Consider the following 25,394-nt stretch of genomic DNA (forward strand, 5'->3'; position numbering starts at 1 on the left):
CCCCCCCCCCCCCCCCCCCCCCCCCCCGGTTGTCAGTATATTAGTATTTTTAATATATGGTGTTTATGGTTTTATTTCATCCATAACGCCGTGCTGGTTTGTTTGTGCCCCCATGGCCCCGGCTTGGGTGGAGTCGGAAATATTGGCCTATGCCTCCCCTACGTCTCGGCAAGGCGCTCCGGTGCTCCGTCGCCTTTTTCGGACCGGAGGGAGAACGTTTTCGATTACCGGCAGGATGCCTGTCGTATCCGAAATCCAAATACGAACGATCCGAACCTTACTGCGCGCAATGGTCAACCCCTGGATCAGGCCCCATTGGGCTCCACTGAGTCGAAATCTGCCGGGACACCCGCGCCCCTCCTGAGTCGGAGGCAACATATAACATCAAAATCGCCAAACAAATATTTTTTTCCACCATATGAATAAAAAACAAATACCAATAACGGGAGGCTTCTGCACTCGACTGCGCAGCCTTTCTGCCGCTGCACTCGGTGCCGTGGCCATTACCGGTGCTTCCACCGCCTTGGCGGACAGCTCCTTGCAACTGCAAGATATTCAGGTCAACGCGTATTTTTCCTCCGCCTACGTTAACGACAAGGGCACGGTCCTCTATACGGATGGTGGTAACGCACCCCTTTATTTCTGGACCAAGGATTACGGCAGCACCCAGATATCCTCCGGCGTCTGCTCTGGATCCCGAAGGGGCGTCAACAATAGCGACCAGATGGTCGCCTGGGATAGCTCTCAGGGAGGCGTTGCCCTTTATACGCGGACCGGATCGGGCTATAATTCCCTATACATCAGCGCTAACTATTACGATGCTGTTATAAATAATAATGGAGTGGTTGCTGCAACTACTTATGATAATTATTATCATAACTACGAGGTTGTTACGTGGAGTGTGACAGGAGGACAGCAGAGTGTTGGATATCCTTCTGGTTCTCCGAAGGATTGGGTGCGGGCTATTGGCATCAACGACAGCGGACAGATCACTGGTTCGTCATCTATGCATAACGATGATACTGGGGAAAGTTTCGGAAATACTTGGCTTTACTCGTCGGCAAATGGAGGGAGCTTTACGATCATCGCCAGTGGAGACCCCGTTGGAATCAACAGTCGCGGGCAGGTTCTTATACAAAATTGGAATGAGAACAGATACTCCGCCAAGGTGTGGACGCCGGATTCTCCGAATGGAATAACGGGTTCGGAACAGCCCATTGACTTTACGGGCTTGGATTACCTGTATTTATATAGTATCAGCGATGGCGGAGTTGTCGTTGGCTCCGGCGGTACGAATGCTATCTATAATGATGTTACGGGAGAGTTAATTAGTAGCGAAACTGAATCAGCCGTTTTGTGGACGGCGAACGGTGGCGTGCAAAAGCTCAATGATCTCTATGCCAGCCTGCTGATGAATCAAGGAGGTCAAGGGCGGTCAAGCATGCCTGACACCGGTTTTATTTCACTGGATCGTGCTTATGCCATCAGTCCAAATGGAGACTATATTGTTGGCGCAGGAACCTACTGGAATGGCTGGTATGCCATACCTGATGTAGGTTTTGTAATCAGCGGCCTCGCTCCTCAGCCAGCGACACTGGCTGAACCGATTGTTATCGGAACGAGCATCACGATTAATGCGCAGGGTGCCAGCGGCAACTACTATGCCCTGTATTCTTCAGATATTCCGTCTGGTCCTGATTCCTCTTGGAACTATGTGGCCGGGACCACGGGACAACTAGATCAGGATGGTGCGGCTTCGATTAATTTCACCAGCGCCGCCACCGGGCCGTTCTATCGTTTGCTTACCAGTAATACTCCGTTTGATGGTTCGACTATCAACGCTGACGCGGTGGTTTCTACCAATACTGTCTGCGTCCCCCATAGCGGTGATTCCCTGCAATTGCAGCTTGTTGGCGAAGATGTTGTTCCATGGGGTCTCAATAATAAAGGTCAGGCTATTGTCACAAATAGTGATAATTATGTCATTGTGTGGTCATTGAGAGGTGGGTCCATAAATCTCAACATCTCTGGAGGTTGCACGTCTAGCAAGAAAAGCATTAACGATAGAGGCCAGATTTTCGCTGGCGGTCAATTGCTCACACCAAGCGTATCGAACGGAAATGTGTTCACCACGACTCATAATTTTTACAACGATAACTATCTTGGTTACGACAGTCTGCTTAACAACCACGGGCAAATTGCCACGGTAATTAGGGAATATGGATATGATCAGCCAATCACGTGGACTCAGACGGGGGGGATTCAACGCCTACTGTCTGGTTCTAATTACATTAGCGTATATGGCATCAACGATAACGGGCAGATTGTCGGCCGTAACGAAGACCAGTTTGTTTTATGGTCGGCGACAACAGGATCGTTCGAATATCTCACTTCTGGATGGGGATACACCACGTTTACTGGTGATAAAGCTGACATCAATAACAAAGGACAGATTGCCGGAACATTTGGCTTTGTGGAATCCACCGCTGCCGTGCTGTTTGAGAACGGTGGAGTGAATTTCATCATCAATGCCATGATACCTCATAGCTACAGTTATGCAGTCGCCGTCAACGACTATGGGCAAGCCGTGGGATCTACCAATGTTGATCTTGCCGGAGGTAGCACTGCATTGTTGCCAAGTTACGTGACTCATGCCTTTTTGTATTCACCTGCAACCGGGGTGCAGGATTTGAATGTTATTTTTGCCAGCCAATTGCTTACGCCTGCACAACAGGTGTCGGGCACCACTGGTTGGGTCAGTTTGGAATCTGCGGTAGATATCAACGAGAAGGGTGAGATTCTGGGTAGCGGCCAATATTGGAATGGCACCGAGACCGTGTACGCGGTTTTTGCTCTCCTGTGGACTCCGTCAGAGAATCCATCGGTTGATGCGGCGACATTGTCTGAACCCGTAGTCAGCGGTAATACGGTTACGATGAATGTGCTTGGCACTGTGGGCAATTATTACGCCCTGTATGCTTCGCAAAACCTGTTGGGCAATGCTGCTTCATGGAGTTTTGTGAGTGGCAGCGCTGGTCAGATTGCCACGGATGGCACAGCCACGGTAACGTTCACCAAAAGCGCGGCGACGGCTGAGTTCTACCGTCTCGTCACCAGCGCCAGCGCGCTTGATGGCACAACGATCAACGCTGACGCCAAGTATTCGAGCAACGTGGCCGGACGCTATGATGTGGTCATTCCAGCTGGTGGCAAGAAGCTGGTGGGACACCAATTGATCAGCAGCAAGACGACTGTGTCTGAGCTCTTTGCCGCATTGCCAAATCGCTCTTCTGTCAATGTTCAAAACATTGAGGAGGGGGCTTCCTATGGACAGTTTTATACGGTATCGAGCAAGAGTGCCCTTGGTGCATGGACTAATGGAAATCGGGTGGTTCAGCCCGGGTATGCTGTGGCGGCAACCAATGGCAATACGACAGCCTCTGTAGTAATCAGTTTCGGTGGTATTGTTCCCAACACCGCCCAGACCTATACGATCAAACAGGGGCAGAAGTTGCTCATGGGCGTGCATTATCCTGTGGGCGTCACAACGCCTGAGGAAGTCGGCTATACCCGAGCGGCCCGAGATGTTTTTAATAAACAAGTTGGAGCGGCAGATACCTACACTGTCTATCCAGTGAATGCGATGGGAAGCTGGGCTAGTGGCAGCAAGCCGGCGTTCAGCATCGGTGAAGGATTCTATTTCACCGGAGATACCAACAAGACGTGGGTGCAGCCTGCGTTGAATATCAGCGAAGATAGCATCGAGATACAGTAATAGATATTAAACAAAATTTTCCCGCTCTCTTTATCATGGGGGGCGGGAGATAAACCACAAAGGAAATATATTGATGAAAAAGATAATAATAATGAGTATTGCGCTTGGGCTGGCAGGAATGACCCAGGCTGCCACACAACCGATCTCCCTCGTTTACCAAGGGATGCTGACCGAGGTGCCAGGAGCCTTGGCACACAATGGATATATAGCTACACACTGGTTCGGAACAGATGCAAGTGACCTGAGGATGGTTAGCGCCTCGGCCATGGTTGATGCTTATAATGACTTGTATAGCGATACGTTTGATGGGTTGGGCTGGATTGATAGTGTTGCCGTAGTCACGGCCAATACCTCGACCACCTATTATGCCGCTACCCGCGTCTTCCAATATAGCCCGGGAACACTGATTGGTGACTATGATTCTGAGTGGCCCGCCGCTGGTGATGGTATCCGGATCGAAAGTCTCAGTTTGGAGACTCTGAGCAGCTTCTGGACCCTGATTCAGGGAACGGATGTGATGCAGGGTGAGGTGACTGGCTATTTTGTTACGCCTTCGGATGGAACAAACGCCACCCCCAGTATCAATTATGCCGCGAACATGGTATTGGCCGGAATTCCTGATACGCCCGCCCCTGCTGTGCCCGAGCCGAGCACATATGCCGCGTTGGCCGGTCTGGCGATCCTCGCCTACGCCGCTGTGCGTCGTCGGAAGTAAGATTGTGAGTTAATTCAAAGCGAGGGATGGGATGACTTTGGTTACGATTTTATTGCGAAGTTATCCTGTTTTCTTCGGGCGAGATCGTAACGCCGGAGAGGTCCCGTCTTTCGCTTTTTTGATTTGGTTCTTTGAAAGAAAGTGGCGCGGGCATTCCCGGCTGCTCGTAGCGCAGTTTGCGGGCTTCGCAAGCGAAGTCCCTGCGCGCAGACATCGCAGGCGAGACGCCCGCGCCACCATGGAGTGCGGTGATTCATCACCGCTTTGGACGACGCGATTTATCGCGTCGCCTGGCAATGTGTTGGGAAGGCCGTTAAAACGGCCTGTCAAAGCGGCGATGAATCGCCGCACTCCATGTTTGGCTCATCCCAAAAATCTCACGCGGAGCCGCAGAGAAAACAACAAACAACAAACAATAAACCAGCTTTTCTCCGCGCCTCCGCGTCTCCGCGTGACATATGCCTGATCGGAAACATTTGCCGGTTTCAACGTCCCCTTCCGGTTTCCGTAATAACCGGAAAATATGATTTCAAATCTCAAATGATAAATAGCAAAAATGCCATAATATAACAATAGGGCTCCCGCCTGAATAACCCGGTAGGGGCCTCCCTGCCAGGTTACAACTGTTCTAAGCCCATCTCTTCTCCTTTTTTTATAAACCTGAATGTCATATCGCAGGTGCGTGCGCTGCTGTGTGCCTGACTACAGACATAATATACGCCTTCAGTGGCCGGATAACATAATTTCTCTTCGTATGAAAATACCAAAAACAAACACTAATACAGGCGTCATTTCATGCGCCTTCCTCGCGGCTCTCATTGCTGCAGCCCTCGCTGCCTCGCCTCACAAAACAATCGCATCCACTCTCACCGCCTCCGATGGCGCAATGGGTGACGACTTCGGCTTTTCGGTAAGCTCGTCGGCAGACAATGCTCTGGTCGGGGCTCACTGCGATGGCGACATGGGGAGCCAGTCTGGTTCGGTCTACTACTTCAAAGGACTCAATGCCAAATCAGGCACCGTTAACCAAGATGTTAAACTTCTGGCTTCCGATGGCGCGACAATGGACTGGTTCGGCTCTTCGGTAAGCTTGTCGGCAGACAATGCTCTGGTCGGTGCTCACTGCGATGGCGACATGGGGAGCCAGTCTGGTTCGGCCTACTACTTCAAAGGACTCAATGCCAAATCAGGCACCGTTAACCAAGATGTTAAACTTCTGGCTTCCGATGGCGCGACAATGGACTGGTTCGGCTTTTCGGTAAGCTTGTCGGCAGACAATGCTCTGATCGGGGCTCACTGGGATGACGACAAGGGGACCGATTCTGGTTCGGCCTACTACTTCAAAGGACTCAATGCCAAATCAGGCACCGTTAACCAAGATGTTAAACTTCTGGCTTCCGATGGCGCGACAATGGACTGGTTCGGCTCTTCGGTAAGCTTGTCGGCAGACAATGCTCTGGTCGGGGCTGTGTTAGATGACGACAAGGGGTTCGATTCTGGTTCGGCCTACTACTTCAAAGGACTCAATGCCAAATCAGGCACCGTTAACGAAGATGTTAAACTTCTGGCTTCCGACGGCGCAAAGGAAGACTACTTCGGCCATTCGGTAAGCTTGTCGGCAGACAATGCTCTGGTCGGGGCTGTGTTCGATGGCGACAAGGGGAGCCAGTCTGGTTCGGTCTACTACTTCAAAGGACTCAATGCCAAATCAGGCACCGTTAACCAAGATGTTAAACTTCTGGCTTCCGATGGCGCGACAATGGACTGCTTCGGCTATTCGCTAAGCTTGTCGGCAGACAATGCTCTGGTCGGATCTTCTCACAATAGCGGCAAGGGGAGCAATTCTGGTTCGGCCTACTACTTCAAAGGACTCAATGCCAAATCAGGCACCGTTAACGAAGATGTTAAACTTCTGGCTTCCGATGGCGCGGCAAATGACAACTTCAGCGTTTCGGTAAGCATGGATGGCAATCGGTTTGTTATCGGTGCTTACCAAGCGAAGGTGGGCGGAGTTACGACTGGCAAAGTTTATAGTGGAGATATCCGTGCGTTTACGACGCTGGATGCTGGTGATACCAGTTTGGCAACCGATGGGTTGAGCTTTGTGTCGAATGACGTGTGGGCTGTTGGTGGCACGACCAGCAATAACACAGTGACCTTGTCAGCTGGCGATTCTGCTAAGATAAATGGTTCCATTACAATTGGGCATGGTGAAGGTTCCAATAACAATGCCCTTGTGATTTCTGGTGATATAATCGATCCACTTCCAACGATTTATGTGGGGGCTCCTTCGGGTAGTGTAGGCAATCGTCTGATATTCGATGAATCAGCTACAATTACACCCACATTGATTTACCTGTATGATGGTGGCGAACTGCATCTAAAGATTGGCTGGAATATTGGTGTTTCGAATTTTATTAACTATGGCAAAATGATGGTGCGCCATCCAATTTTCGGAAATTATGAGCCTGTCCTTGAGTATAATTATAACGATTTGATCACAATTGATGCTGAGAATGGTTACATTGTTATTCGCCCCAAGGCTGCTGCTGTGGTTGCTACTGCTGCGACACTCGGTGAGCCGGGCATTAGCGGCAATACAGTTACGATGGATGTGCTTGGCACTGTGGGCAATTATTACGCTCTGTATGCTTCGCAAGACCTGTTGAGCAACGCTGCTTCATGGAGTTTCGTGAGTGGCACCGCTGGTCAGATTGCCACGGATGGCACAGCCACGGTAACGTTCACCAAAAGCGCGGCGACGGCTGAGTTCTACCGTCTCGTCACCAGCGCCACCGCGCTTGATGGCACAACGATCAACGCTGACGCCAAGTATTCGAGCAACGTGGCCGGACGCTATGATGTGGTCATTCCGGCTGGTGGCAAGAAGCTGGTGGGACACCAGTTGATCAGTAGCAAGACGACTGTGTCTGAGCTCTTTGCCGCACTGCCAAATCGCTCTTCTGTCAATGTTCAAAACATTGAGGAGGGAGCTTCCTATGGACAGTTTTATACGGTATCGAGCAAGAGTGCCCTTGGTGCATGGACTAATGGAAATCGGGTGGTTCAGCCCGGGTATGCTGTGGCGGCAACCAATGGCAATACGACAGCCTCTGTAGTAATCAGTTTCGGTGGTATTGTTCCCAACACCGCCCAGACCTATACGATCAAACAGGGGCAGAAGTTGCTCATGGGCGTGCATTATCCTGTGGGCGTCACAACGCCTGAGGAAGTCGGCTATACCCGAGCGGCCCGAGATGTTTTTAATAAACAAGTTGGAGCGGCAGATACCTACACTGTCTATCCAGTGAATGCGATGGGAAGCTGGGCTAGTGGCAGCAAGCCGGCGTTCAGCATCGGTGAAGGATTCTATTTCACCGGAGATACCAACAAGACGTGGGTGCAGCCTGCGTTGAATATCAGCGAAGATAGCATCGAGATACAGTAATAGATATTAAACAAAATTTTCCCGCTCTCTTTATCATGGGGGGCGGGAGATAAACCACAAAGGAAATATATTGATGAAAAAGATAATAATAATGAGTATTGCGCTTGGGCTGGCAGGAATGACCCAGGCTGCCACACAACCGATCTCCCTCGTTTACCAAGGGATGCTGACCGAGGTGCCAGGAGCCTTGGCACACAATGGATATATAGCTACACACTGGTTCGGAACAGATGCAAGTGACCTGAGGATGGTTAGCGCCTCGGCCATGGTTGATGCTTATAATGACTTGTATAGCGATACGTTTGATGGGTTGGGCTGGATTGATAGTGTTGCCGTAGTCACGGCCAATACCTCGACCACCTATTATGCCGCTACCCGCGTCTTCCAATATAGCCCGGGAACACTGATTGGTGACTATGATTCTGAGTGGCCCGCCGCTGGTGATGGTATCCGGATCGAAAGTCTCAGTTTGGAGACTCTGAGCAGCTTCTGGACCCTGATTCAGGGAACGGATGTGATGCAGGGTGAGGTGACTGGCTATTTTGTTACGCCTTCGGATGGAACAAACGCCACCCCCAGTATCAATTATGCCGCGAACATGGTATTGGCCGGAATTCCTGATACGCCCGCCCCTGCTGTGCCCGAGCCGAGCACATATGCCGCGTTGGCCGGTCTGGCGATGCTGGCCTACGTCGCTGTGCGTCGTCGCTGCTGACGAATTACCCGTTGGAGGGCGGGTCTCCGGACCCGCCCAGACGCGGCTTCGCCGCGCCCATCCGGGAAAAACGGAAGGGCGGCGTTGCACGCCGTCGGCGGGTCAGGAGACCCGCCCTCCATCGAACTTTCGAACTTTTCGGGGATGCAACATGCTTCGCCCGACTCAAAACAGACCGCATCTTTTCATGGGAATCCTTGAGTTCTGAAAAACCGGAAAATCGCTCCCTGTCCTTTTAAACTAATTGATATTAAGCGGATTGCCTTGACGGAGCGGCGGCAGGATGTCGCCGCGCCCCATCTGGACGCTGTATAACTTCAAAACTAATTTCCAAAGATTCCTTAACTCAAAACCCTTAACCACAGAGGCGGCGGAGGGCATGGACGCAGTAGGAATAACAATCGAAGAAGGATTCCATATCCCCTGTGCCTCTCGTGTTTTTTTTAATATAAACCAATGAAAGCGACGAACTTGATAGACAAAGGAGAGGCCACCGCCGGGCTGGAACAAGCGTGGCAGGAGGCGGTGCGGGCGCGGATGCAGTTGCATAAGAAGGTGGAGTTGAGGGAGAGGTATTGGCGTCGAGGAGGGGGAGCGGCACCAGTGGAGCCGGAGGTGGTGGTAATGGCGGTGGAACTGGCGAAGAAGTCGCAGAGAAAATTAAAGTTTACGGAAATCCGTGACGAGTTGATGAGGAGGTTTGGGAGGAAGTATTCACCGACGACGGTGATGAACATTCTGACGAAACATGGGGTGAGGCGTCGTCGTGACGTGGAGCAGGTGCTGGCGGTGGAGTCGAAAATTCTGGAGGCTGGTGTGGTGGGGCCGCGCATGTTGGCCAGGGCGTTGAAGCTCAATCCTGCTTTGTGGGAGCGGGGGGGGCCGGGAGAGGGAAGGGAGCCGGGGGAGGTGCTGGCGCAGACGATTTTCCCGGTGGAGCCGGTGGCGGGAGAGGGGAAGTGGTATATGCATGCGGTGGTGGATACGTATGGTGTGGTGGGTTTCGCGGAGTTGAATGAGGATTCGACGACGGAGGCGGCGGTGAGTTTTTTGGATCGGCGAGTGTTGCCGTGGTATGAGGAGCGGGGCGTGAGGGTGAGGAGGATGCAGACGAGCCGGCAGCAAATCTTCCGGGGCTGGGAGGGAGAGCATATGTATGGGGTGTATTTGGATCTGCACGGGATAGAGCAGCAGGTGATCCCTGCGAGTCGTCCGTCGATGAATGGGTGCATGGCGAGATTCAAGCAGGTGTTCACGAGCGAGTGGCTGTTGCCGCTGCGAGTGAATCATGGCGTGCCGCCGGGCCGGTCCCGGCAGGGGCGCATGCGGGAGACGGCGGGGGGGAAGGCGCGGATGCTGGAGCAGTTGCGCGAGCATCTGGCGCAGTGGCTGGAGCACTACAACCGGGAGTATCCGTTGCACGGGTACCGCAATGGCGGGAAGGCTCCGCTGGCGTTCTGGGAGGGGTAGTTCGCCTTTGCATTTTACCGGGCAGAGAGTATTCGTGCCAATATATACATTACTGCCTATTGCCCATGCGCGATTCTTCACCGGCCTCCCCCCCCCCCCCCGCCATGTCGGGGCGACGACGTTTCTGGTATCGGCCGGCTGGTTCGTCGCGGCTGGCCTTGGTTGGCCGGACTGTTGCTGGCGGTGATGCTCGTCTCCACGCACTGGCTGCTGGTGCGCCATTACCTTGACCGTGTCACGACACTGAAGTTGTCGGAGCAATCGTTGGAGGGGTTGCAATTGCGCGGCATCGTGCCTCCGCAGGCGGCCGATGGCATGACGTGGACCAGTGAGATCATCGGCATGGTGAGCCATGGTGATTTCCGCCTGCGCACCGATTACAGGGAAAACGCTCCCGAAGGCCGTCCTGTTTACTGGAGTTCGGGCTGGGCATGGTTGCACATCGTCTGGGCTCGTATCCACCAAAGCATGACGGGGGCGGCGTGGCCTCTGGCCGTGGAAAGGGCGGCGGCCTGGATCAACTTGCCGCTGCTGCTGCTGACGCTCGCCGGGTTTTCCCTCTGGATGGCGCGACGGCAGGGGGCCGTGGCCGGCGGATTGTTCGCGCTGGCGTTGGTCGGGGCGCACACGTTTTACGAGTCGTTTTTTCCGTCCAACAACGATCACCACGGCATTGCCAACATTGGGCTGCTTGCGCTCATCTGCGGTGTGTTGCTCGGCGGCGTCGGTTTCGTGCGCAGAAAGAATATCGATGCGCTTCCCGGTTTCTTGCGTCTGCCCGATGAGCGCGTCGCGCGCCGCGCTTTTATCGTTTCGGGTCTCGGCGGGGGCGTGGCTTTGTGGGTTAATGCCGTGGCTGCCGCGCCGGCGATCGGGTTGATCGGGGCGGCGGGCTTGCTCGCTGCTCTGGCCGCCGGGCGCGAACTCCGGCTTCAGGGCGCGGTGTGTCGTCCCGACTTGTGGCGGCTGTGGGGACGGGCGGGGGCGGCGGCAGGGGTTTTCTTTTTCCTGCTCGAACAGTTTCCCGACCGGCTTTTCGGGTTGCGGCTGGAGGTCAATCATCCCGTTTATGCGCTCGCATGGCTCGGCGGCGCCGAGGGGGTGGCGTTGTTGCTCGAATGGTTGGGTTCTTCGCGTGATCCGGTGGGGGGCTCGGCATCGGCAGTCGCCAAACCGTGGCGGCGCAAGCGCGCTTGGCTGGCGTTCGTCGCGGTGGCGCTTGCGCCCGCGCTCATTGTCGTGTGTGGCGAGCGGGTTTTCATGATGTTCGATCCTTTCATGGCGAGGATACACGACTACGTCATCGAATTGCGTTCGCTGGCCAGTGTGTTCGGGCAGCCGGATGTTTCCAATTATTTCGACCAGATTGTGCTGCGTCCGGTGCAGTTGCTGCTGGCGCTTCTCACGTTGTGGATCGCCTGGCGGCGGCCGGCGGCGCGGCTGGCGTTGGTGTTCAGTCTGGCTGTCGCGCTGCCGATGACTGTCCAGGGCTGGTGGCAGACGCGCTGGCTTCAACCGGCGAGTGTACCGCAATCCCTCGCCGCCGTGGTCATGCTTTGTGTGTGGCTTGAGGGGAGTGCGGCAACGCGGCGTCGGCGGTTCGTGATGCTGGCGGTCACTGCAACTGCGCTTTTCTTAATTACCCCCGTGTGGCTCGTGTCAGGCGCGATTCGCATCGTGGCCAATGAGGTGGTCTTGCAGAGCGATGGTCCTTTTTTGCTCCATCGCGACATCGCCGCCGCGTTGCGCAGGGATCGTCCGAAGGGGCCAACGGAAAAAATCGTCCTGCTCACCGATCCCACCGCCTCGACGCCAATCGGGTATTTTGGCGGATTTTCCACGCTGGGCACTTTTCATTGGGAAAATGGCGATGGGCTGCGCGCTGCGGCGCAATTGATGACCGACCTGTGCGTGGCAGGTCCGGACGAGTGGGCTCGCGCTGAGCGTCTCGCGCGTGAACGTGGCGTCACGCATGTGGCCTGGATTTCGATCAGTGACTACATGGCGGGTTACTGGCATGCGCTTTATCCCGACAGGCCGCTGCCGAAACGCGACGCACTTGGCGATGGCAATACGCCCGCATGGTTGCGCCCCATTCCTTACGCCATGCCATCGGGCTACTATCGGCGCGAAAAGGAACTCGTGCGGCTTTATGCCGTGGATTTTTCGCAGACCGAATACGAGGCGCGTTATCGCGCGGGCCAGGCCGCCGTTGCCGGCGGGCGTTTGCGCGAGGCTGAGTTCCGTTACACACAAGCCTGCGATGTCGCCCCCGATGCGCCGCAACCGTGGATGCGGCTGGCCGAATTGCGTCTGAGCGCCGGCGACCCTGTCGAGGCTTTTGCAGCTGTGAATGAAGGCATCAGGCGGGCCCCTGCCGAACGCCACAGGCAGCTCTACAGCGATGCTTCGCATTTTTTCCGCGCCCGCGGCGCCATCCGTCAGGCTGAGCGGCTCCTCGAACTTGCCGGGCAGACCGCCAGCGAAAGAAACGAAAACAAACCGTGATTTAGGTTACTTGGCGGCCTTGATTTCGGCTTTGAGGGCGCGTTCGCGGGCTTCGCCTTCTTTGAGGGCGGCCTCGATCTGCAAGACGGCGGCTTCGCGGCGGGCGTTCTCCATGATCACTTCCAGATTGTAGTGGAGACGGCCTTTGTATTCGGGCGGATAAACGATGCGTTTGACGAATTGGACTTGAGTGGCGGCGGCGGCGAGCTGGCGGTCCTGTTCCTCCTGCGCCTTGAGCGCGGCGAGGCGGGCGGCTTCGCGGTCAGTCTCCTCTTGCTTGAGCTGGCTGGCGGCTTGAATTTTGGCAAGGGCGTCGGCGCGGGCTTTTTCGGCGGCGGCGGCTTCGCGTTCACGTTGTTCGGCGAGGGCGCGGGTTTCGGCGTCCAGACGGGCTTTTTCGGCGGCGAGGCGTTGTTGCTCGGCGGCGAGGCGGGCGGCTTCTTGCCGGCGGGTGCTTTCCTGGGCGGCGAGGCGGGCGGCTTCGGCCTCGGCGGCGGCCTTGCGACGGGCTTCTTCGGCGTCGGCGGCTTTTTTCGCCTGAAGGGCGGCGAGTCGGGCGGCTTCCGCCTGGGCCTCGGCCTGGCGGCGGGCTTCGGCTTCGCGGTCGAGGATGGTCTGGCGTTCGGCGGCGATGCGGTCGCTTTCGGCGGCTTCGGCGGTGCGCTTTTGATGGTTTTTATAGCCTATGACCCCGATGGTCCCAATGAGGAGAAGGATGATGATGGTAATGATGATGCCGCTGCGTTTCATGGTCGTTGGGTCAACGTGCGCGGAGTCGGCGCAATGGCAAGGTGGGAGTGGTGCTCCGGGCAATCACTGGGCGCGGAGGCGGCCGGCGGCGAGTTCGGTGAGGAAACTGGCGTAGGTTTTTTCGATGCCGGTGCGCAGATCGGTGGCGGCGCGCCAGCCGAGGGCGGCGAGGCGGGAAACGTCCATGAGCTTGCGCGGGGTGCCGTCGGGTTTGGTGGGGTCCCAGGTGATTTTGCCGGTGTAGCCGACGACCGTTGCAACGGTCTCGGTGAGTTCGCGGATTGTGACGTCAGTGCCGGTGCCGACATTGATCCAGTCGGGCGGGTTTTGGAGGGCGAGGAGGTAGGCGCAGGCGTCGGCAAGGTCGTCCACGTGCAGAAATTCGCGCATGGGGGAGCCGGTGCCCCAGGCGGTGACTTCGGGGGCAGCGGTGGTTTTGGCTTCGTGAAAGCGGCGTATCAGCGCGGGCAATACGTGGGAGTTTTGCGGGTGGTAGTTGTCGCCGGGGCCGTAGAGGTTGGTGGGCATGGCGGAGTGGAACGTCACGCCGTATTGTTTGCGGTAGTATTGGCAGAGTTTGAGCCCGGCGATTTTGGCGATGGCGTAGGCTTCGTTGGTGGGTTCGAGGGCGCTGGTGAGGAGGCAGTCCTCGGGCATGGGTTGGGGGGCGTGCTTGGGGTAGATGCAGGAGCTGCCGAGGAAGAGGAGGCGTTTCACGCCGGCTTGATACGCGCCGTGAATGGCGTTGGCGGCGATGGCGAGGTTTTGAAAGAGGAATTCGGCGGGGTAGGTATTGTTGGCGTGGATACCGCCGACTTTGGCGGCGGCGACGATGACGGCGTCGGGTTTTTCGGTGGCGAGGAATTTTTCAACGGCGTCTTGTCGGGTGAGGTCGAGTTCGCGGCGGGTGCGCAGGAGGAGTTCAACGTTGGCGTCGCGTTGGAAGCGGCGGACGAGCGCGCCGCCAACCATGCCGTGGTGTCCGGAAATGTAGAGTTTCATTGGTGGTGGGTGTTCTCTTTTTTAACCACTAATGGACACTAATGATGGAGAAGATTCAGCCGTGCTCATTTTTTTCTGATCGGCAGCACTTCCTCCGTCCGTTGCCTTATTAGTGCTCATTAGTGTGCATTAGTGGTTAAAATCTGTGCTTGGTGACTACGGTTTCGGGAGGCGGGCGATTTGGGCTTCGCGTTTGGCGAGGTCGAGGTCGGCATCAACCATGATTTTGACGAGTTCCTTGAAGCGGACTTTGGGTTCCCAGCCGAGTTGTTTGCGGGCTTTGGCAGGGTCGCCAATGAGGAGTTCGACTTCGGCTGGGCGTTCGTAGCGGGCGTCGTATTTGACGTATTTTTTCCAATCGAGCCCGAGGTGATCGAAGGTTTCCTGAATGAACTCTTTGACGGAGTGGGTTTCGTTGGTGGCAACGACGTAGTCGTCGGGTTTGTCTTGCTGGAGCATGAGCCACATCATCTCGACGTATTCCTTGGCGTAACCCCAGTCGCGTTGGGCGTCGAGGTTGCCCATGTAGAGGGCGTCCTGCAGGCCCATCTTGATGCGGGTGGCGGCGCGGGTGATTTTGCGGGTGACGAAGGTTTCGCCGCGGCGGGGGGATTCGTGGTTGAAGAGGATGCCGTTGGAGGCGTGGAGGTTGTAGGATTCGCGGTAGTTGACGGTAAGCCAGTAGGCATAAACTTTGGCGCAGCCGTAGGGGGAGCGGGGCCAGAAGGGGGTGGTTTCGGTCTGCGGGACTTGTTGCACTTTGCCAAACATTTCGGAGGAGGAGGCTTGGTAGTAGCGGACTTTTTTGACGAGGCCGGTTTCGCGAATGGCTTCGAGGATGCGTTGGGCGCCGAGGCCGTCCACGTCGCCAGTGTATTCGGGGACGTCAAAGGAGACGCGGACGTGGGATTGAGCGGCGAGGTTGTAGATTTCGTCGGGTTTTAGGTCGTAGAGGAGTTTGACCATTTGCACGGAGTCGGTGAGGTCGCCGTAGTGGAGGAACATGCGCACCCCGTTGACGTGCGGGTCTTTGTAGAGGTGGTCAATGCGCGAGGTGTTGAAGGTGGAGGCGCGGCGGATGATGCCGTGAACTTCATAACCTTTGGCGAGGAGGAGTTCTGCGAGATAGGAGCCGTCCTGGCCGGTGATGCCGGTGATGAGTGCTTTTTTCATGTGTGCGTGTGTGCTGTGTCGTTGTGAAAGTGGGTGAGGTTGGTGATGCGTGCAGGATGGAGGAAGTTTTTATTGATGGATATTTTAGGCTTAACAAGGGCGGGCTTGCGATGTGGGTGGAGCGTGGTAGTATGCCGCATGATCGTAACGCTTCTAGCTGCGCAGTCGTTGGATGGATGGATAACCAGGCATGGGGTGGGGGGGGATGGTTTTGCATCGGAGGATGATAAAATCCATTTTCGCCAAGTTTTGCGTGAGTCGGATTGCTGTGTGATGGGACGGGTAACGTATGAGGTTTCGAAGGATCGATTGCGGATCGAGGCGAGGCCGGAATTGCGGCGGGTGGTGTTGACGCGGACTGCGGGGCGGGCTGCAGAGCAGGGGGGGGGGGGGGGAGGGGGCGGCGTTGCCGCCGAACGTCGAACGTCCAACGTCGAACATCCAACATCGAATGGAGGGAATGGCGGGTGGCGGGTGGCGGCCTCTGGAGTTTTCTAATGAATCACCTGCGGAGCTTGTGGCTCGCTTGCAGGCTGAGGGGTTTCGGCGCTGCGCGTTGCTGGGGGGAGCGCAGGTTTATGGGGCGTTTCTGGCGGCGGGGTTGGTGGATGAGGTGTCGGTGACGATTGAACCGAGGATTTTTGGTTGCGGCACGCCGCTGGCAGCAGGGTTGGAGGGCGCGGTTTTGCCGTTGGACGTGCGACTGGAGTTGGTGCGGGCGGTGCCGTTGGGGAGGGGGGGGGCGTTGGAAATCCGGTATCGGGTTTGCCGGAATTAACTACAGAGGGACAGGGGCATGGGGGTCCGGTCGGAAAGAAGGTGTATTCTGGTTGAATCCTGAAAAACTGAGAGCCTGTTATTGCCAATGAAGAAGTCTCAGTGGTGGTCGTTGCTCTGGTTGTTTGTCCGCGTGGTGGGCGGGTTGATCGTGCTTGGGGCGGCGTTGGGTGCGGTGGTGTTTCCTTTGTGCGGCTGGGCGTTGGGAATGTCGGGCGTCACATACGGACAGATGGCGCTGACCGGGGCACGAACGCTGGGGTTTTATATTGGGGTGGTGTGGGGGCCGGGTATCGGTGTAGTGATTTGTGCAATACGCGCACACCGTGAACGGACGGCGTAAACGTGTGTGTGGCGGGGGAGGGGGGAGCGGCGGCGTTGCCGCCGAACATCGAACGTTCAACGTCGAACATCCAACATCGAATGGATGGGGAGGCAGAAGACGGGAGGGAGCGTGTGAGGCGATCGGCTATGCGCAGACAGGGGTATTGGCGAGCATGCGTTGGCGGATGTCGGCACCGTTGATGTCTTCAAAAAGGCAGCCGTTTTCATGCGACATGGCGGCGGCGGTGCCAGCGGCCTGGCCGAGCGACATGCAGGTGGGCATGACGCGGAAACTGCCCGCGGCTTCGTGCGTGGCGCTGATGCAGCGGCCCGCTGCCGCAATTCCGGAAAGGTCACGCGGCAGCAGGCTGGCATAGGGGATGCCATAAAGGTAATCCGCAGTGGGGGTTTCCAGGTGCGTGCCATTGCCTGTGGGTTGGTGCAGGTCAATGGGGTAGGCGCAGCGGGTGATGGTGTCGGGGGGCATGTTGCTGGCCCACACGTCGTGTTCGGTGAGCGTGGCGCGGCCAACGATGCGGCGGCTTTCGCGCACGCCGATTTGGGGACCGGTGGAAATGAGGAAGGCGTTGGAAAAACCAGCGATGTATTTCTTGAAAAACGCAGTCATTTGCACGGCTTGGCGGCGGCCTTCGATTTCGGCGCGAGTGAGGTCTTCGGGGTTGCAGGAATTGAATCCTTGGATGCGGGTACCGTTGACGAGGATGCGTGTGGGGTCTCCAGGCATGGCCCATACAATGGAAATGTGGATACGCGGGATGTCCCACTCTCCGGCGGCGCGGGCGATGTTGATTTCATCGGCGAAGCAGTCGCCTTTGCCGGCATAAATTCCGTGGACGAGTTGGTGTCCGGCGCGGTGCCAGGCGGCGGGGTCGAAGCCGCCGATTTGCACGACCATCGTCATGGGCTGGGTTTTGCCGTCGGTGCGGCGGCCGTGAGTCAATTCGGCTCCGGCGAGGGCGCAGGCGTCAGCGTCGCCGGTGGCGTCGATGATCTGCCGGGCGCGAATGGTGATGGTTGCGCCTTTGGCGGCGAACTCGGCGCGCCAGTGGCCGTCGGTGTCGCGGCGCAGCGCACGCAGGAGCGAGTGGTAGAGGAGGCGTCCGCCACGGCGAAGTATGTTTTTTTCCATTACATGCTTGAGAGCCTCGGGATCAAACATGTCCACGTGGTCGCCGTCGCCGTGATAGCAGGTGCCGTCGGCCATCATCTGGCGGATGAGGGCGTGGTAAACGGAGTCGGCGAGGTCTTCGCCGCGAAAGTGGTAGTTGATGAAGCAACCGAGGCCGGCGGCGCTGCCCATGCCGCCGAGGAAGCCGTGGCGTTCGGCGACGATCACGGGGCAGCCGCCGTCAAGCGCCGCCATGGCCGCGCCGTAACCGGCCGGGCCTCCGCCGACGATCAGGCATTCGGTGGTGTAGTCGCAGTAGGTGGTGCTCATAATGGGAAATGTGGAACGGGGTGCGGGAGCGGAGCCATTGCGGAAGGGGAAGCAGGGCCGTTTCGATTCAACGGAATGAACGCGGGGAAAATTGCACACGGTCATGGGGAAGGGGGAGGGAGGGGAGAGCGTTTTGCCTCTTGTCGGCATGTCATGGAATGGGCAATAGGGACGGCATCATGCCTCGCCCTGAAGCCGATACCCGCAAAACACTGCTCTCCCAAGGAATCGACTTGGTGCGTTTCCTCGCGCACAGCCGAAATTCGCTCGGGGTGACTGAAATCGCAGAGAAGATGGAGCTGCCCAAGTCGTCCGCTTTCCGGTTGCTGGGGGTGTTGATGGAGTTGCGGTTCGTGCAAAAAAATCCGGTGTCACAACGCTACACGATCAGTCCTGAGATTTTTCGTTTTGTGCATGAGGTGGCGCACGAGTTCGCGCCCACGCGGAAGTTGGAGGATGTGATGATTCGGTGGGCGCAGAAGTTGGAGTGCGCGGTTTATCTGAGCATGTTGAGCGAGCGTTGCACGTATGTGGTTTCGGCAGAGGGACCGCTTGGCGGGACGTTCGCGCTGGGGTCGGCGGGGCCGGTCCATGCGAGTTCGGCGGGCAAAATTATCGTGGCTAATCTGCCGGAGGAGGAATGGTTTTTTTACCAGCCAACAGCGCAGGATGAGAAGTTGACTCCTTACACGAATCTGGACCCGGCGCGGTTTCGCAAGGAGTTGCTGGCGGCGCGGGAGTCGGGCGTTGCGTGGAATTTGCGCGAGACGACTTTGGGCGTGGCGTCAGTGGCGGCGCTGGTTCGCGAGCCTTTGCATCCGCCGCGCATGGCGGTGGCCTTGCTGGTCAATTACGAGGAGGTGGCGGTGCACGATCGCGTGAGTCTTGAGGTGCACGTGCGGGAATTGGCCGTGGAGTTGAGCAAGGGGTTCAGGCCGGGGGCGTAGTGAGAACGAACGTTTCGAGTGAGGTGATTAGGCAATGAAAAACGCCACTCGCGAGGAGTGGCGTTGCGTGAGAAGCGGGGGAGGGGGGGGACTTAAGCGCGGGCACGAATACGACGGAAGATCACGATTGCTCCCAGCAGCACGGCACCCATCAGGGCCGCGGTGGTGGCTGGTTCAGGGACGGCGGTCGCGGCGATGGAAAATTCGGTGTAGGCAAGCACGCCACCCGTTACCGTGGAGCGAAAACCAGCGGAGCCTTTGGTGAACGCGGTGTCGGTTGCATCAATGTCGGCCAGCATAGTGCCGCCCACCTCGGCGTTGTAAAATTTGAGGTTCAAATTGGTGCCGACTACAGAAAATTCGAGGCGTCCATGATAGAGCGTATCAGCTCCCTTTTCGAAGGTGAATGTGGCGCTTTTGGCGAGTTGTAGATTGCCCGCGCCACCAAAACGATAGATTTCAACCGTCCAGAGGCTGTCGCTGGTACCTGCAATGAGTCGTCCTGAATAAAAATTGGTATTGTCTCTGTAACGGGCAACGACGCCGACAGGGGAAACGCCTCCGCGAGAGTTGTCCACGAAGGAGGCGCTAACGGTGTAATCGGTGAAGTTTTCGGATTCGGCGGCGTTGTAGATGGAGATGACGTTGGTGCCGGATATTTGTTTGTAACGGCCACCATTGCCGGATTCCCAAGCGAGGTCAGCCGAGGTGCCGTTTTTAATGGTGAAATTGACGGTGGTGTCGGTGTCGAATCCGTTGGCGTTAAAAATGTCTGTGGCGTGGGCAGAGGCAGCAAGCGCGAGGCTGGCGGCGAGAATTGTGAGGAGGCTGGGTTTTTTCATGGGATTTGTTCTATAGCGGAGAGTTTTTTGGATGTGGTTTGGCTGACGTATTGAAATTGAGATTGCAGGTGGTTTCGCCAACGGGGGAGTTGGCAAAAGAGGGATGTTCGATTCAACCGGATGAACAGGGGCGGTCGTGGCGGCGGCGAAGGATGAATGTACCTGCAAGCACGGTGACTCCGACAATCAACACGAGCGTCGCAGGCTCGGGAATGAGAGAGCGCGTGATGGCGTTGAAATACACACCGGCCATGAACGCTTCGCCGAGTTCATTGGGATGAAGGTTGTCGTAAAGCATGGTGGTCCGGTTGGAGCCTGTGCGAATGTCGGCCAGCACGATGCTGGAGGTGAGGGTGCGGTTGGTCGGGTCGGTAACAAAGTTGGCGATGGCAGTGTTGTAGGTGACGATGCTGGTGTCCCACGCGGCGTTTGTGCCCATCAGATTGGAGAGGATGATGGTGACGTTGGGGTTGGCGGCGCGGAGGTAACCGATGATGGAGCTGAGGTTGGCCGTGAAGGTGGCGATGGCGACGCCGCCCGATGCGTCGTTGGTGCCGATGTTGATGAGGGCAATGTCGGGCGTGTCGGCAGCTGGGATGTTGGTCACCCAGGGATAGAAGATTTTTCCGCCGCCGTTGTTCGCGGAATTGAGCAGTTGTCCGGAGGTCTTTCCCCAAAAACCGGCGTGGTCGCGGTCAAAGGTTGTATAATAATTTGGATACACACCGGGTTTCAGATCGTAGGTTTCAGGGTAGTTGTAGTTGTTTTGGGGACCGACAAAATTTACGTCGTGCCCCGCGTCTTTGAGTTGGAAATAGAGTGGATAACGGTAGGTGGCATAGGCGACGTTGCCTGAATTGCCTTTGCCGCCGTGGGTGATGGAGTCACCGATGAAGACGATGTTGATCGCCGATGCCGTTGTGGTGATGGCGGCGAGGACGAGCAGGAGCAGGGTGAGGGTGATTTTGGCAAGGGTGCGGGTGCGCGGGGAGGTCATGTGGCGTGAGTCCAGTTGCGGGGGAAGCGAGGCGGCAAGTGGGAGCGAGGGGTATTGACGGAGTGGATTCAACGGGGTGAACAGAATCAGTCGCCTGGTTAGCGAATGAGTCGCCAGCGTGCGTGCGTTCTGTTGCGTTCGTGCGCTGTGCCACGCCTTGTTTCATTCTCTCGTGTTTTACCAATGAATGTTCGCGCCGGTCTCGCCGAGGGTCAGGTGCTCCAGCGTCTGGGGAAACGACGCGGGGCGTGCGCACAAATCGTGGGAACAATTGAGGGGGGGGGGAGGGGAGAGGGACAGGAGAGGCGGGAACGGCGGGAGGTTTGCGTGACGTTGCGAAACGTGTCGGGCGTGGTGCGCGGGTGGGAACGTCGGCGTGTCGGATGCGCGACGGGCAGCGAATTCACAGCACGCTTGCAAGGGATTCCAGCAGGCGGTCCGTGGTCGCTGATTTTAGAATGTATCCAGAATAAAAAGACGATTGCCCGAGGGATGGTGAGGGAGTTTTTTGTTGGCGATGTGTGGTTGTTGGCGGGGCAGAGCAATATGGAGGGGGGCGGGTTGCTGGCGGCGAGTGTGGCGAGGCCGCATCCGTTCATCCGGGCGTTTTCGCTGGCGCGAGTGTGGCGGCAGGCGGCGGACCCTCTGCATGTACCGTGGGAGTCTCAGGAGGCGGCGCTCAATGACGGGAAACCGTTCACGCGGGAGCAGGCGGAGGATTACCGGCGCACATCGCGGGTAGGCGCGGGGGTGGGGTTGCATTTTGGGCGGGAGATGCTGCTGCGTTCAGGTGTGCCGCAGGGGTTGATTTGCGCAGCACGGGGGGCGACGCGGATGGAACAGTGGCTGCCGGCACGGGGACGTGACGGAGGCGCAGGGCTGTATGGGGCGATGTTGCGGTCAGTGCGGGCAACGGGTCAGCCGGTGGCGGGTGTGTTGTGGCATCAGGGCGAGGGTGATTCGCCACGGGAGCGGGCTGCGCTTTATTCGCAGCGGATGCGCAAGTTGATCGCGGCGGTGCGGCGTGATCTGGGTTTGCCGCGTTTGCCGTGGATTTTTGCGCAATTGGCTCGGGTTTACGGGGAACGGCCTGATTGCGCGTGGAATTCCGTGCAGGAACAACAGCGTGCGCTGGCGGATCGGATACACGACGTGGCGTTGGTGGCGACGGTGGATTTGTCGTTGGACGATTTTATTCATTTGTCGGCGGAGGCACATCCGCGTTTCGGGGCGCGGCTGGCGCGGGCGGCTGACTGGCTGGTTTATCAAAATCGCAAGGAACAACCGCCGCCGTTGTTGCGGTCGGTGTCGGCGTTGCGTATGGACGAGGCGATGGGGGCGGGGCGGATTGACGTGGTGTTTGACAACGTGCCGGGCGGTCTGCGCGCGGCGGGCGAGGCGCGGGGTTTTGTGTTGCTTGGCGTGGATGCGCGGGGTGCCGGGGGAGCGGAGGGGGGGACGGAACGGGTGTTGCCTGCGATTTACAGGGTGACGTTGGCAGGGAATGTGGCGCGTGTGTATTTGTTACCCGAATACGTGAGGGCTGCGAGTAAGGGCGCAGTGTATTTGCTGGGTTATGGCTATGGTAACGTGCCGGATTGCAATATCACCGATGGGCGGGATTGCGCGTTGCCGGTGTTTGGAGCGCGGCGGGTGCGGGTGGGGTGAGGTCGGGCGGGCGGGACGCCCGCGTCACACGGAGAAGGAAGCTGAGGGGCAACGGTTGTGGGCGGGACGCCCGCGCCACTATTTGTCGAATTTCACGAAGCGGTCTTGATTGTCGGCAGTAACAAATTTGTGACGGGCGACGTGACCGTCGGCGAAAGCGTAATTGAGGTCGCGAGCGGTTGTTTGGTCGGTCGTGGGGTATTTGGCACCTTTGTCGTCCCATATCAGATCGCCTTGCACGCCGGTGATGGCGGCGGCCTCGTTTTTTTTGCCTCGATGCCGCAGCATGACAATTTGCGTGGGTTTGGTGATGGCGGAAACCGGTCTGCCGATGAGGAAGATGTTGATCGCAAAGGTAATGGTGCCGTCGGCGTCCGCTGGCGGGTTGGCGAGGGGACAACTCAGGATGTCGCGGGGTTGTCTGTGGATGGCGTTTACGTAGGGGGCGATGGCTTTGATCCAATTGTCGTCGGCAGTGTAGTTGCCGGATCCATCCTGTGCCAGGGGATTTGGAATGACGCTGGGAGGTGGATTGGCATTGGCGGGGTCAACGCCTTGCTGGTTTGGAAAGCGATCTTTGTTTTCGGCGGCGGCTAGGAGGATGGCTGTGGCGATTTGTCGCATGTTGGAGGCGCATTGGGAGGCTTTCGCAGTGGTGCGGACTTTGCCGACGGTGGGGATAATGATAGCGGCAAGAATGCCGATGATCGCTATGACGGTGAGGAGTTCGATCAGCGTGAAAGCGCGGTGAAATGTGGGTGTGGTTTGGCGGGGATTTGTTGTCATAAAAAATCGGGCGTCGTGGATTTTTAAATACTACTCCGCTTCGCCAGCGGAGAGGAAAACGTATTCGCGGTAGCGGCGCCATACGTCGGGATCACGAAGCGTAGGTTCGGGAGGCGCGTCAGCAGCGGGGGGGGGGGGGGGATGAATGGCGGTGAGAGTTGCGTCGGGACCAACGGCGTAAAAGGCGGTGTCGTGCGCGGGAATGGTTACGAGGCGACGGATGTCACCGGGCAGGGTGACTGCAACGGAGCGGGGTTCGGCAGCGTGATTGACAGCGATGAGGACTTGATCGTTGGCGGGTCCAATGAGGCCGGTTTCAACGTCGAGCGCAGCGGCGTTGAGCATGGGTTTGGTTCCAAGTTGTTCGGCGAGTTGTTGGCCGAAGTCCGCATCGGCGAGTTGTGTGAGTGTGTAAAGGTTGTGCGGGATGTTGAGGCGGGTGAGTTGCTGGCGAACGGCTCCGGGATTGGGGGCGTCGGGGATTTCGATGAGGGTGAGGTGGCCGCCGCGTTTTACGAAGCGAGCCAAGGCAGCGGTTTCGTTGTCCTTGATGGAGAGGGGATCGGGGAGAACAAGGGCGGTGATTTCGGGGTGTGTATCCAGTTCTTCGATGCGGAGGAGCCAGCGGGGAGAGAGGTTGCGGCGGAGGAGTTCGCGGTGAGGGGTGACGATGGCGGCGTTCCAGTCTTCGCGGTCGTCGCCAATGGTGTAGAGGGCGCGGGGGAGGTGGATGGCGAGGCTTGAGGTGGTGGGTGGCGTGGCTTGGGCGCGGTCAAAGAGGGCGTTGTAGGCGGCGTTGGCGTTGCGGATGTCGGGGAGGACTTCGGGCCACATCATGCGTCCAGTGGTTTGGTTGTCGGGGCGTTCGAAGTAGGCGAAGCCGGCGAAGTCGTCGCGTTCGTTGTATCCATATTGCACGGACAGGGCGCGGCGGAGGAGCATGCTGCCGACGAGTTCGCGTTTGGTCCAAGGATAGCGGGAGGGAAGGTTGTTTTGGCGGCCTACGAGGTAGTGGAGAAAAATGGGGCGGCGGGTGGTGCTGGGCATGTCGCGGGCGAGGTCGAGGTCGGCAAGGACACTGTAAATGCCGAAGCGGTGGGTTTCGGTGGCGACGAAGTCGGCCCAAGCGTAGTCGCGGGGATCGAGGCCGCGGCGGCCTACGCTGACGTAGGATTTGCCGACGGCTTGGACGAAGTTGTGTTGTTTGAGGAGGATGGCGATCCAGGCGTCGGGGACGGTTTCGCGGATGATGCGGGCGACTTCTTGCGTGCCGTTGGCAACGTATTCGCCGCGGAAGTCCTGCCATGCGACCCAGTCGGGGTCGGCGTTGGTGCGGTTTTTGCGTGGGGGTTCGGGCCAGCGGATAGTGCCGAGGTTGCGTTGCTGCCAGTCGGTCCAGGCGGCGCGGGCCCAGGTGTCGTAACTGGCTACGTGGCCTTCAAAGAGGTCGAAGAAAAAGGGGGACCAGAGGAGGAATACGGGGTGGAGTTTGCCGTCTTCGCCGCGGACGCGGAGGTAGGCGGGCGTCTCGACAAAGTGGCGGGCGAGGTCACGCCAGATTTCGCGGAAGCGGTCTTGGGTTTGGGGCGCAAAGAGGACGGGGCTGGACATCCATTTGGGGTAGCGGGGGGCGCCGATGAGTTGGCCGGAGGCGTCTTCCATGAGGGGAAGGTCGCTGTAAAAATCTTCGCCGGTGAAGAGTTGGAGGCGGTAAACGTTAAAAACAACTTGGAGTCCGTGGTTGCGGAAGAGGTCGAGTTGGTAGGATTGGGCGGTGTTGAATTGGGCGTTGTCGCGGAGGCCGAGGCGGAGGGAGTTGAGGTTGATGGAGGAGTCGAGGTCTTGGAAGGTGGCGGTGTAGCCGAGGTCTTGAAGGAGGCGGGCGTCGGCGCGGATGGTGTCGGGGAGGTCGCGGACGCGGCGGGAGTAGTAAATGATGCCGTTCCAAGGGGAGCCGGTGGCGAGTCGGTAGGGGGCTATGGTGGAGGGGTCGGGAGCAGGGGGGGGGAGGGGGAGGGGAGGGAGTTGCCAGGTGTTT

20 protein-coding genes and 1 pseudogene are annotated in these 25,394 nt (G+C 57.7%); 10 read left to right on the top strand and 11 right to left on the bottom strand.

Translation table 11 applies throughout. From position 1 onward, the window contains the following. Nucleotides 1–418: 418 nt before the first annotated feature. From OBACDRAFT_RS17245 to OBACDRAFT_RS30045, 4 genes are all read left to right on the top strand, one after another. Nucleotides 419–3,775 (top strand): hypothetical protein, encoded by a 3,357-nt coding sequence (locus OBACDRAFT_RS17245; protein WP_043587815.1) that lies wholly within the window; start codon nucleotides 419–421, stop codon nucleotides 3,773–3,775. A 73-nt stretch (nucleotides 3,776–3,848) separates the two neighbouring features. After that, the gene (locus tag OBACDRAFT_RS30040; protein WP_043587818.1) at nucleotides 3,849–4,490 is read left to right on the top strand and encodes a putative globular PEP-CTERM protein; all 642 of its coding nucleotides are present in this window, start codon (nucleotides 3,849–3,851) and stop codon (nucleotides 4,488–4,490) included. Between the two features lie 754 nt (nucleotides 4,491–5,244). Then, complete coding sequence (locus OBACDRAFT_RS25690; RefSeq protein WP_081722159.1) at nucleotides 5,245–7,938, top strand: FG-GAP repeat protein; 2,694 nt, start codon at nucleotides 5,245–5,247, stop codon at nucleotides 7,936–7,938. Between the two features lie 73 nt (nucleotides 7,939–8,011). Further along, a complete protein-coding gene (locus OBACDRAFT_RS30045; protein WP_043587820.1) occupies nucleotides 8,012–8,653 on the top strand; it encodes a putative globular PEP-CTERM protein in 642 nt (213 codons plus the stop codon). A gap of 443 nt (nucleotides 8,654–9,096) precedes the next feature. On the opposite strand, the gene OBACDRAFT_RS28465 is transcribed toward OBACDRAFT_RS30045, so the two are convergent. After that, on the bottom strand, nucleotides 9,097–9,390 hold the full coding sequence (locus tag OBACDRAFT_RS28465) for a hypothetical protein (RefSeq protein WP_157837159.1): 294 nt from the start codon (nucleotides 9,388–9,390) through the stop codon (nucleotides 9,097–9,099). Here OBACDRAFT_RS28465 and OBACDRAFT_RS17265 point away from each other — a divergent pair. The 3 genes from OBACDRAFT_RS17265 to OBACDRAFT_RS17270 all read left to right on the top strand — a co-directional run bounded on the left by OBACDRAFT_RS17265 (nucleotide 9,383) and on the right by OBACDRAFT_RS17270 (nucleotide 12,631). Continuing rightward, on the top strand, nucleotides 9,383–10,123 hold the full coding sequence (locus OBACDRAFT_RS17265; protein WP_157837160.1) for a transposase: 741 nt from the start codon (nucleotides 9,383–9,385) through the stop codon (nucleotides 10,121–10,123). The genes OBACDRAFT_RS28465 and OBACDRAFT_RS17265 overlap by 8 nt on opposite strands. A gap of 65 nt (nucleotides 10,124–10,188) precedes the next feature. Next, nucleotides 10,189–10,353: a hypothetical protein gene (locus OBACDRAFT_RS30050; protein WP_232767323.1), complete on the top strand. Its 165-nt coding sequence runs from the start codon at nucleotides 10,189–10,191 to the stop codon at nucleotides 10,351–10,353. Continuing rightward, the gene (locus OBACDRAFT_RS17270) at nucleotides 10,310–12,631 is read left to right on the top strand and encodes a tetratricopeptide repeat protein (protein ID WP_043587822.1); all 2,322 of its coding nucleotides are present in this window, start codon (nucleotides 10,310–10,312) and stop codon (nucleotides 12,629–12,631) included. Before OBACDRAFT_RS30050 ends, OBACDRAFT_RS17270 begins: the two co-directional genes overlap by 44 nt. Before the next feature lie 6 nt (nucleotides 12,632–12,637). Here OBACDRAFT_RS17270 and OBACDRAFT_RS17275 read toward each other — a convergent pair whose 3' ends face one another. The 4 genes from OBACDRAFT_RS17275 to OBACDRAFT_RS30055 form a co-directional block, all read right to left on the bottom strand. Then, on the bottom strand, nucleotides 12,638–13,381 hold the full coding sequence (locus OBACDRAFT_RS17275; RefSeq protein ID WP_052362186.1) for a coiled-coil domain-containing protein: 744 nt from the start codon (nucleotides 13,379–13,381) through the stop codon (nucleotides 12,638–12,640). 63 nt (nucleotides 13,382–13,444) lie between these two features. Continuing rightward, nucleotides 13,445–14,383, bottom strand: a complete 939-nt coding sequence (fcl, locus tag OBACDRAFT_RS17280) for a GDP-L-fucose synthase (RefSeq protein ID WP_043587824.1) — start codon at nucleotides 14,381–14,383, stop codon at nucleotides 13,445–13,447. 156 nt (nucleotides 14,384–14,539) lie between these two features. Then, entirely contained in the window at nucleotides 14,540–15,556 is a 1,017-nt protein-coding gene (gene gmd, locus OBACDRAFT_RS17285) for a GDP-mannose 4,6-dehydratase (RefSeq protein WP_043587825.1), read from the bottom strand. Nucleotides 15,557–15,709: 153 nt separating this feature from the next. After that, complete coding sequence (locus tag OBACDRAFT_RS30055) at nucleotides 15,710–15,997, bottom strand: hypothetical protein (protein WP_052362187.1); 288 nt, start codon at nucleotides 15,995–15,997, stop codon at nucleotides 15,710–15,712. Nucleotides 15,998–16,073: 76 nt separating this feature from the next. Between OBACDRAFT_RS30055 and OBACDRAFT_RS30060 the strand changes: the two genes are divergently transcribed. Further along, nucleotides 16,074–16,334, top strand: coding sequence for a dihydrofolate reductase family protein (locus OBACDRAFT_RS30060; RefSeq protein ID WP_232767325.1), 261 nt, complete (start codon nucleotides 16,074–16,076; stop codon nucleotides 16,332–16,334). A 98-nt stretch (nucleotides 16,335–16,432) separates the two neighbouring features. Here OBACDRAFT_RS30060 and OBACDRAFT_RS30860 read toward each other — a convergent pair whose 3' ends face one another. Beyond that, nucleotides 16,433–16,555 (bottom strand): hypothetical protein, encoded by a 123-nt coding sequence (locus OBACDRAFT_RS30860; protein WP_269799081.1) that lies wholly within the window; start codon nucleotides 16,553–16,555, stop codon nucleotides 16,433–16,435. A gap of 247 nt (nucleotides 16,556–16,802) precedes the next feature. Then, nucleotides 16,803–18,116, bottom strand: a complete 1,314-nt coding sequence (locus OBACDRAFT_RS17300) for an FAD-dependent oxidoreductase (RefSeq protein WP_043587844.1) — start codon at nucleotides 18,114–18,116, stop codon at nucleotides 16,803–16,805. 179 nt (nucleotides 18,117–18,295) lie between these two features. On the opposite strand from OBACDRAFT_RS17300, the gene OBACDRAFT_RS17305 reads away from it, so the two are divergent. After that, a complete protein-coding gene (locus tag OBACDRAFT_RS17305; RefSeq protein WP_043587846.1) occupies nucleotides 18,296–19,063 on the top strand; it encodes an IclR family transcriptional regulator in 768 nt (255 codons plus the stop codon). A 92-nt stretch (nucleotides 19,064–19,155) separates the two neighbouring features. On the opposite strand, the gene OBACDRAFT_RS17310 is transcribed toward OBACDRAFT_RS17305, so the two are convergent. Together OBACDRAFT_RS17310 and OBACDRAFT_RS17315 are read right to left on the bottom strand one after the other, a co-directional pair. After that, nucleotides 19,156–19,905, bottom strand: coding sequence for a PEP-CTERM sorting domain-containing protein (locus OBACDRAFT_RS17310; protein WP_043587830.1), 750 nt, complete (start codon nucleotides 19,903–19,905; stop codon nucleotides 19,156–19,158). Nucleotides 19,906–20,017: 112 nt separating this feature from the next. Next, entirely contained in the window at nucleotides 20,018–20,902 is an 885-nt protein-coding gene (locus OBACDRAFT_RS17315; protein WP_043587848.1) for a GDSL-type esterase/lipase family protein, read from the bottom strand. Between the two features lie 183 nt (nucleotides 20,903–21,085). Between OBACDRAFT_RS17315 and OBACDRAFT_RS17320 the strand changes: the two genes are divergently transcribed. Next, on the top strand, nucleotides 21,086–22,570 hold the full coding sequence (locus OBACDRAFT_RS17320) for a sialate O-acetylesterase (RefSeq protein WP_081722162.1): 1,485 nt from the start codon (nucleotides 21,086–21,088) through the stop codon (nucleotides 22,568–22,570). 78 nt (nucleotides 22,571–22,648) lie between these two features. Here OBACDRAFT_RS17320 and OBACDRAFT_RS17325 read toward each other — a convergent pair whose 3' ends face one another. Together OBACDRAFT_RS17325 and OBACDRAFT_RS17330 are read right to left on the bottom strand one after the other, a co-directional pair. After that, complete coding sequence (locus tag OBACDRAFT_RS17325) at nucleotides 22,649–23,356, bottom strand: prepilin-type N-terminal cleavage/methylation domain-containing protein (RefSeq protein ID WP_052362189.1); 708 nt, start codon at nucleotides 23,354–23,356, stop codon at nucleotides 22,649–22,651. A 30-nt stretch (nucleotides 23,357–23,386) separates the two neighbouring features. Next, a pseudogene (locus OBACDRAFT_RS17330) lies at nucleotides 23,387–25,394 on the bottom strand (LamG domain-containing protein); the annotation flags it as partial.

Origin of the sequence: Geminisphaera colitermitum TAV2, from assembly GCF_000171235.2 — a bacterium.
GTDB classification, from domain to species: domain Bacteria; phylum Verrucomicrobiota; class Verrucomicrobiia; order Opitutales; family Opitutaceae; genus Geminisphaera; species Geminisphaera colitermitum.

Excerpts from the sequence above, each read along its gene's own strand:
- OBACDRAFT_RS17245 (WP_043587815.1), top strand. The coding sequence starts at position 419 with ATGAATAAAAAACAAATACCAATAACGGGAGGCTTCTGCACTCGACTG.
- OBACDRAFT_RS30040 (WP_043587818.1), top strand. The coding sequence starts at position 3,849 with ATGAAAAAGATAATAATAATGAGTATTGCGCTTGGGCTGGCAGGAATG.
- OBACDRAFT_RS25690 (WP_081722159.1), top strand. The coding sequence starts at position 5,245 with ATGAAAATACCAAAAACAAACACTAATACAGGCGTCATTTCATGCGCC.
- OBACDRAFT_RS30045 (WP_043587820.1), top strand. The coding sequence starts at position 8,012 with ATGAAAAAGATAATAATAATGAGTATTGCGCTTGGGCTGGCAGGAATG.
- OBACDRAFT_RS17265 (WP_157837160.1), top strand. The coding sequence starts at position 9,383 with ATGAACATTCTGACGAAACATGGGGTGAGGCGTCGTCGTGACGTGGAG.
- OBACDRAFT_RS28465 (WP_157837159.1), bottom strand. The coding sequence starts at position 9,390 with ATGTTCATCACCGTCGTCGGTGAATACTTCCTCCCAAACCTCCTCATC.
- OBACDRAFT_RS30050 (WP_232767323.1), top strand. The coding sequence starts at position 10,189 with ATGCGCGATTCTTCACCGGCCTCCCCCCCCCCCCCCGCCATGTCGGGG.
- OBACDRAFT_RS17270 (WP_043587822.1), top strand. The coding sequence starts at position 10,310 with ATGCTCGTCTCCACGCACTGGCTGCTGGTGCGCCATTACCTTGACCGT.
- OBACDRAFT_RS17275 (WP_052362186.1), bottom strand. The coding sequence starts at position 13,381 with ATGAAACGCAGCGGCATCATCATTACCATCATCATCCTTCTCCTCATT.
- fcl (WP_043587824.1), bottom strand. The coding sequence starts at position 14,383 with ATGAAACTCTACATTTCCGGACACCACGGCATGGTTGGCGGCGCGCTC.
- gmd (WP_043587825.1), bottom strand. The coding sequence starts at position 15,556 with ATGAAAAAAGCACTCATCACCGGCATCACCGGCCAGGACGGCTCCTAT.
- OBACDRAFT_RS30055 (WP_052362187.1), bottom strand. The coding sequence starts at position 15,997 with ATGTTCGACGTTGGACGTTCGACGTTCGGCGGCAACGCCGCCCCCTCC.
- OBACDRAFT_RS17300 (WP_043587844.1), bottom strand. The coding sequence starts at position 18,116 with ATGAGCACCACCTACTGCGACTACACCACCGAATGCCTGATCGTCGGC.
- OBACDRAFT_RS17305 (WP_043587846.1), top strand. The coding sequence starts at position 18,296 with ATGCCTCGCCCTGAAGCCGATACCCGCAAAACACTGCTCTCCCAAGGA.
- OBACDRAFT_RS17310 (WP_043587830.1), bottom strand. The coding sequence starts at position 19,905 with ATGAAAAAACCCAGCCTCCTCACAATTCTCGCCGCCAGCCTCGCGCTT.
- OBACDRAFT_RS17315 (WP_043587848.1), bottom strand. The coding sequence starts at position 20,902 with ATGACCTCCCCGCGCACCCGCACCCTTGCCAAAATCACCCTCACCCTG.
- OBACDRAFT_RS17320 (WP_081722162.1), top strand. The coding sequence starts at position 21,086 with ATGAATGTTCGCGCCGGTCTCGCCGAGGGTCAGGTGCTCCAGCGTCTG.
- OBACDRAFT_RS17325 (WP_052362189.1), bottom strand. The coding sequence starts at position 23,356 with ATGACAACAAATCCCCGCCAAACCACACCCACATTTCACCGCGCTTTC.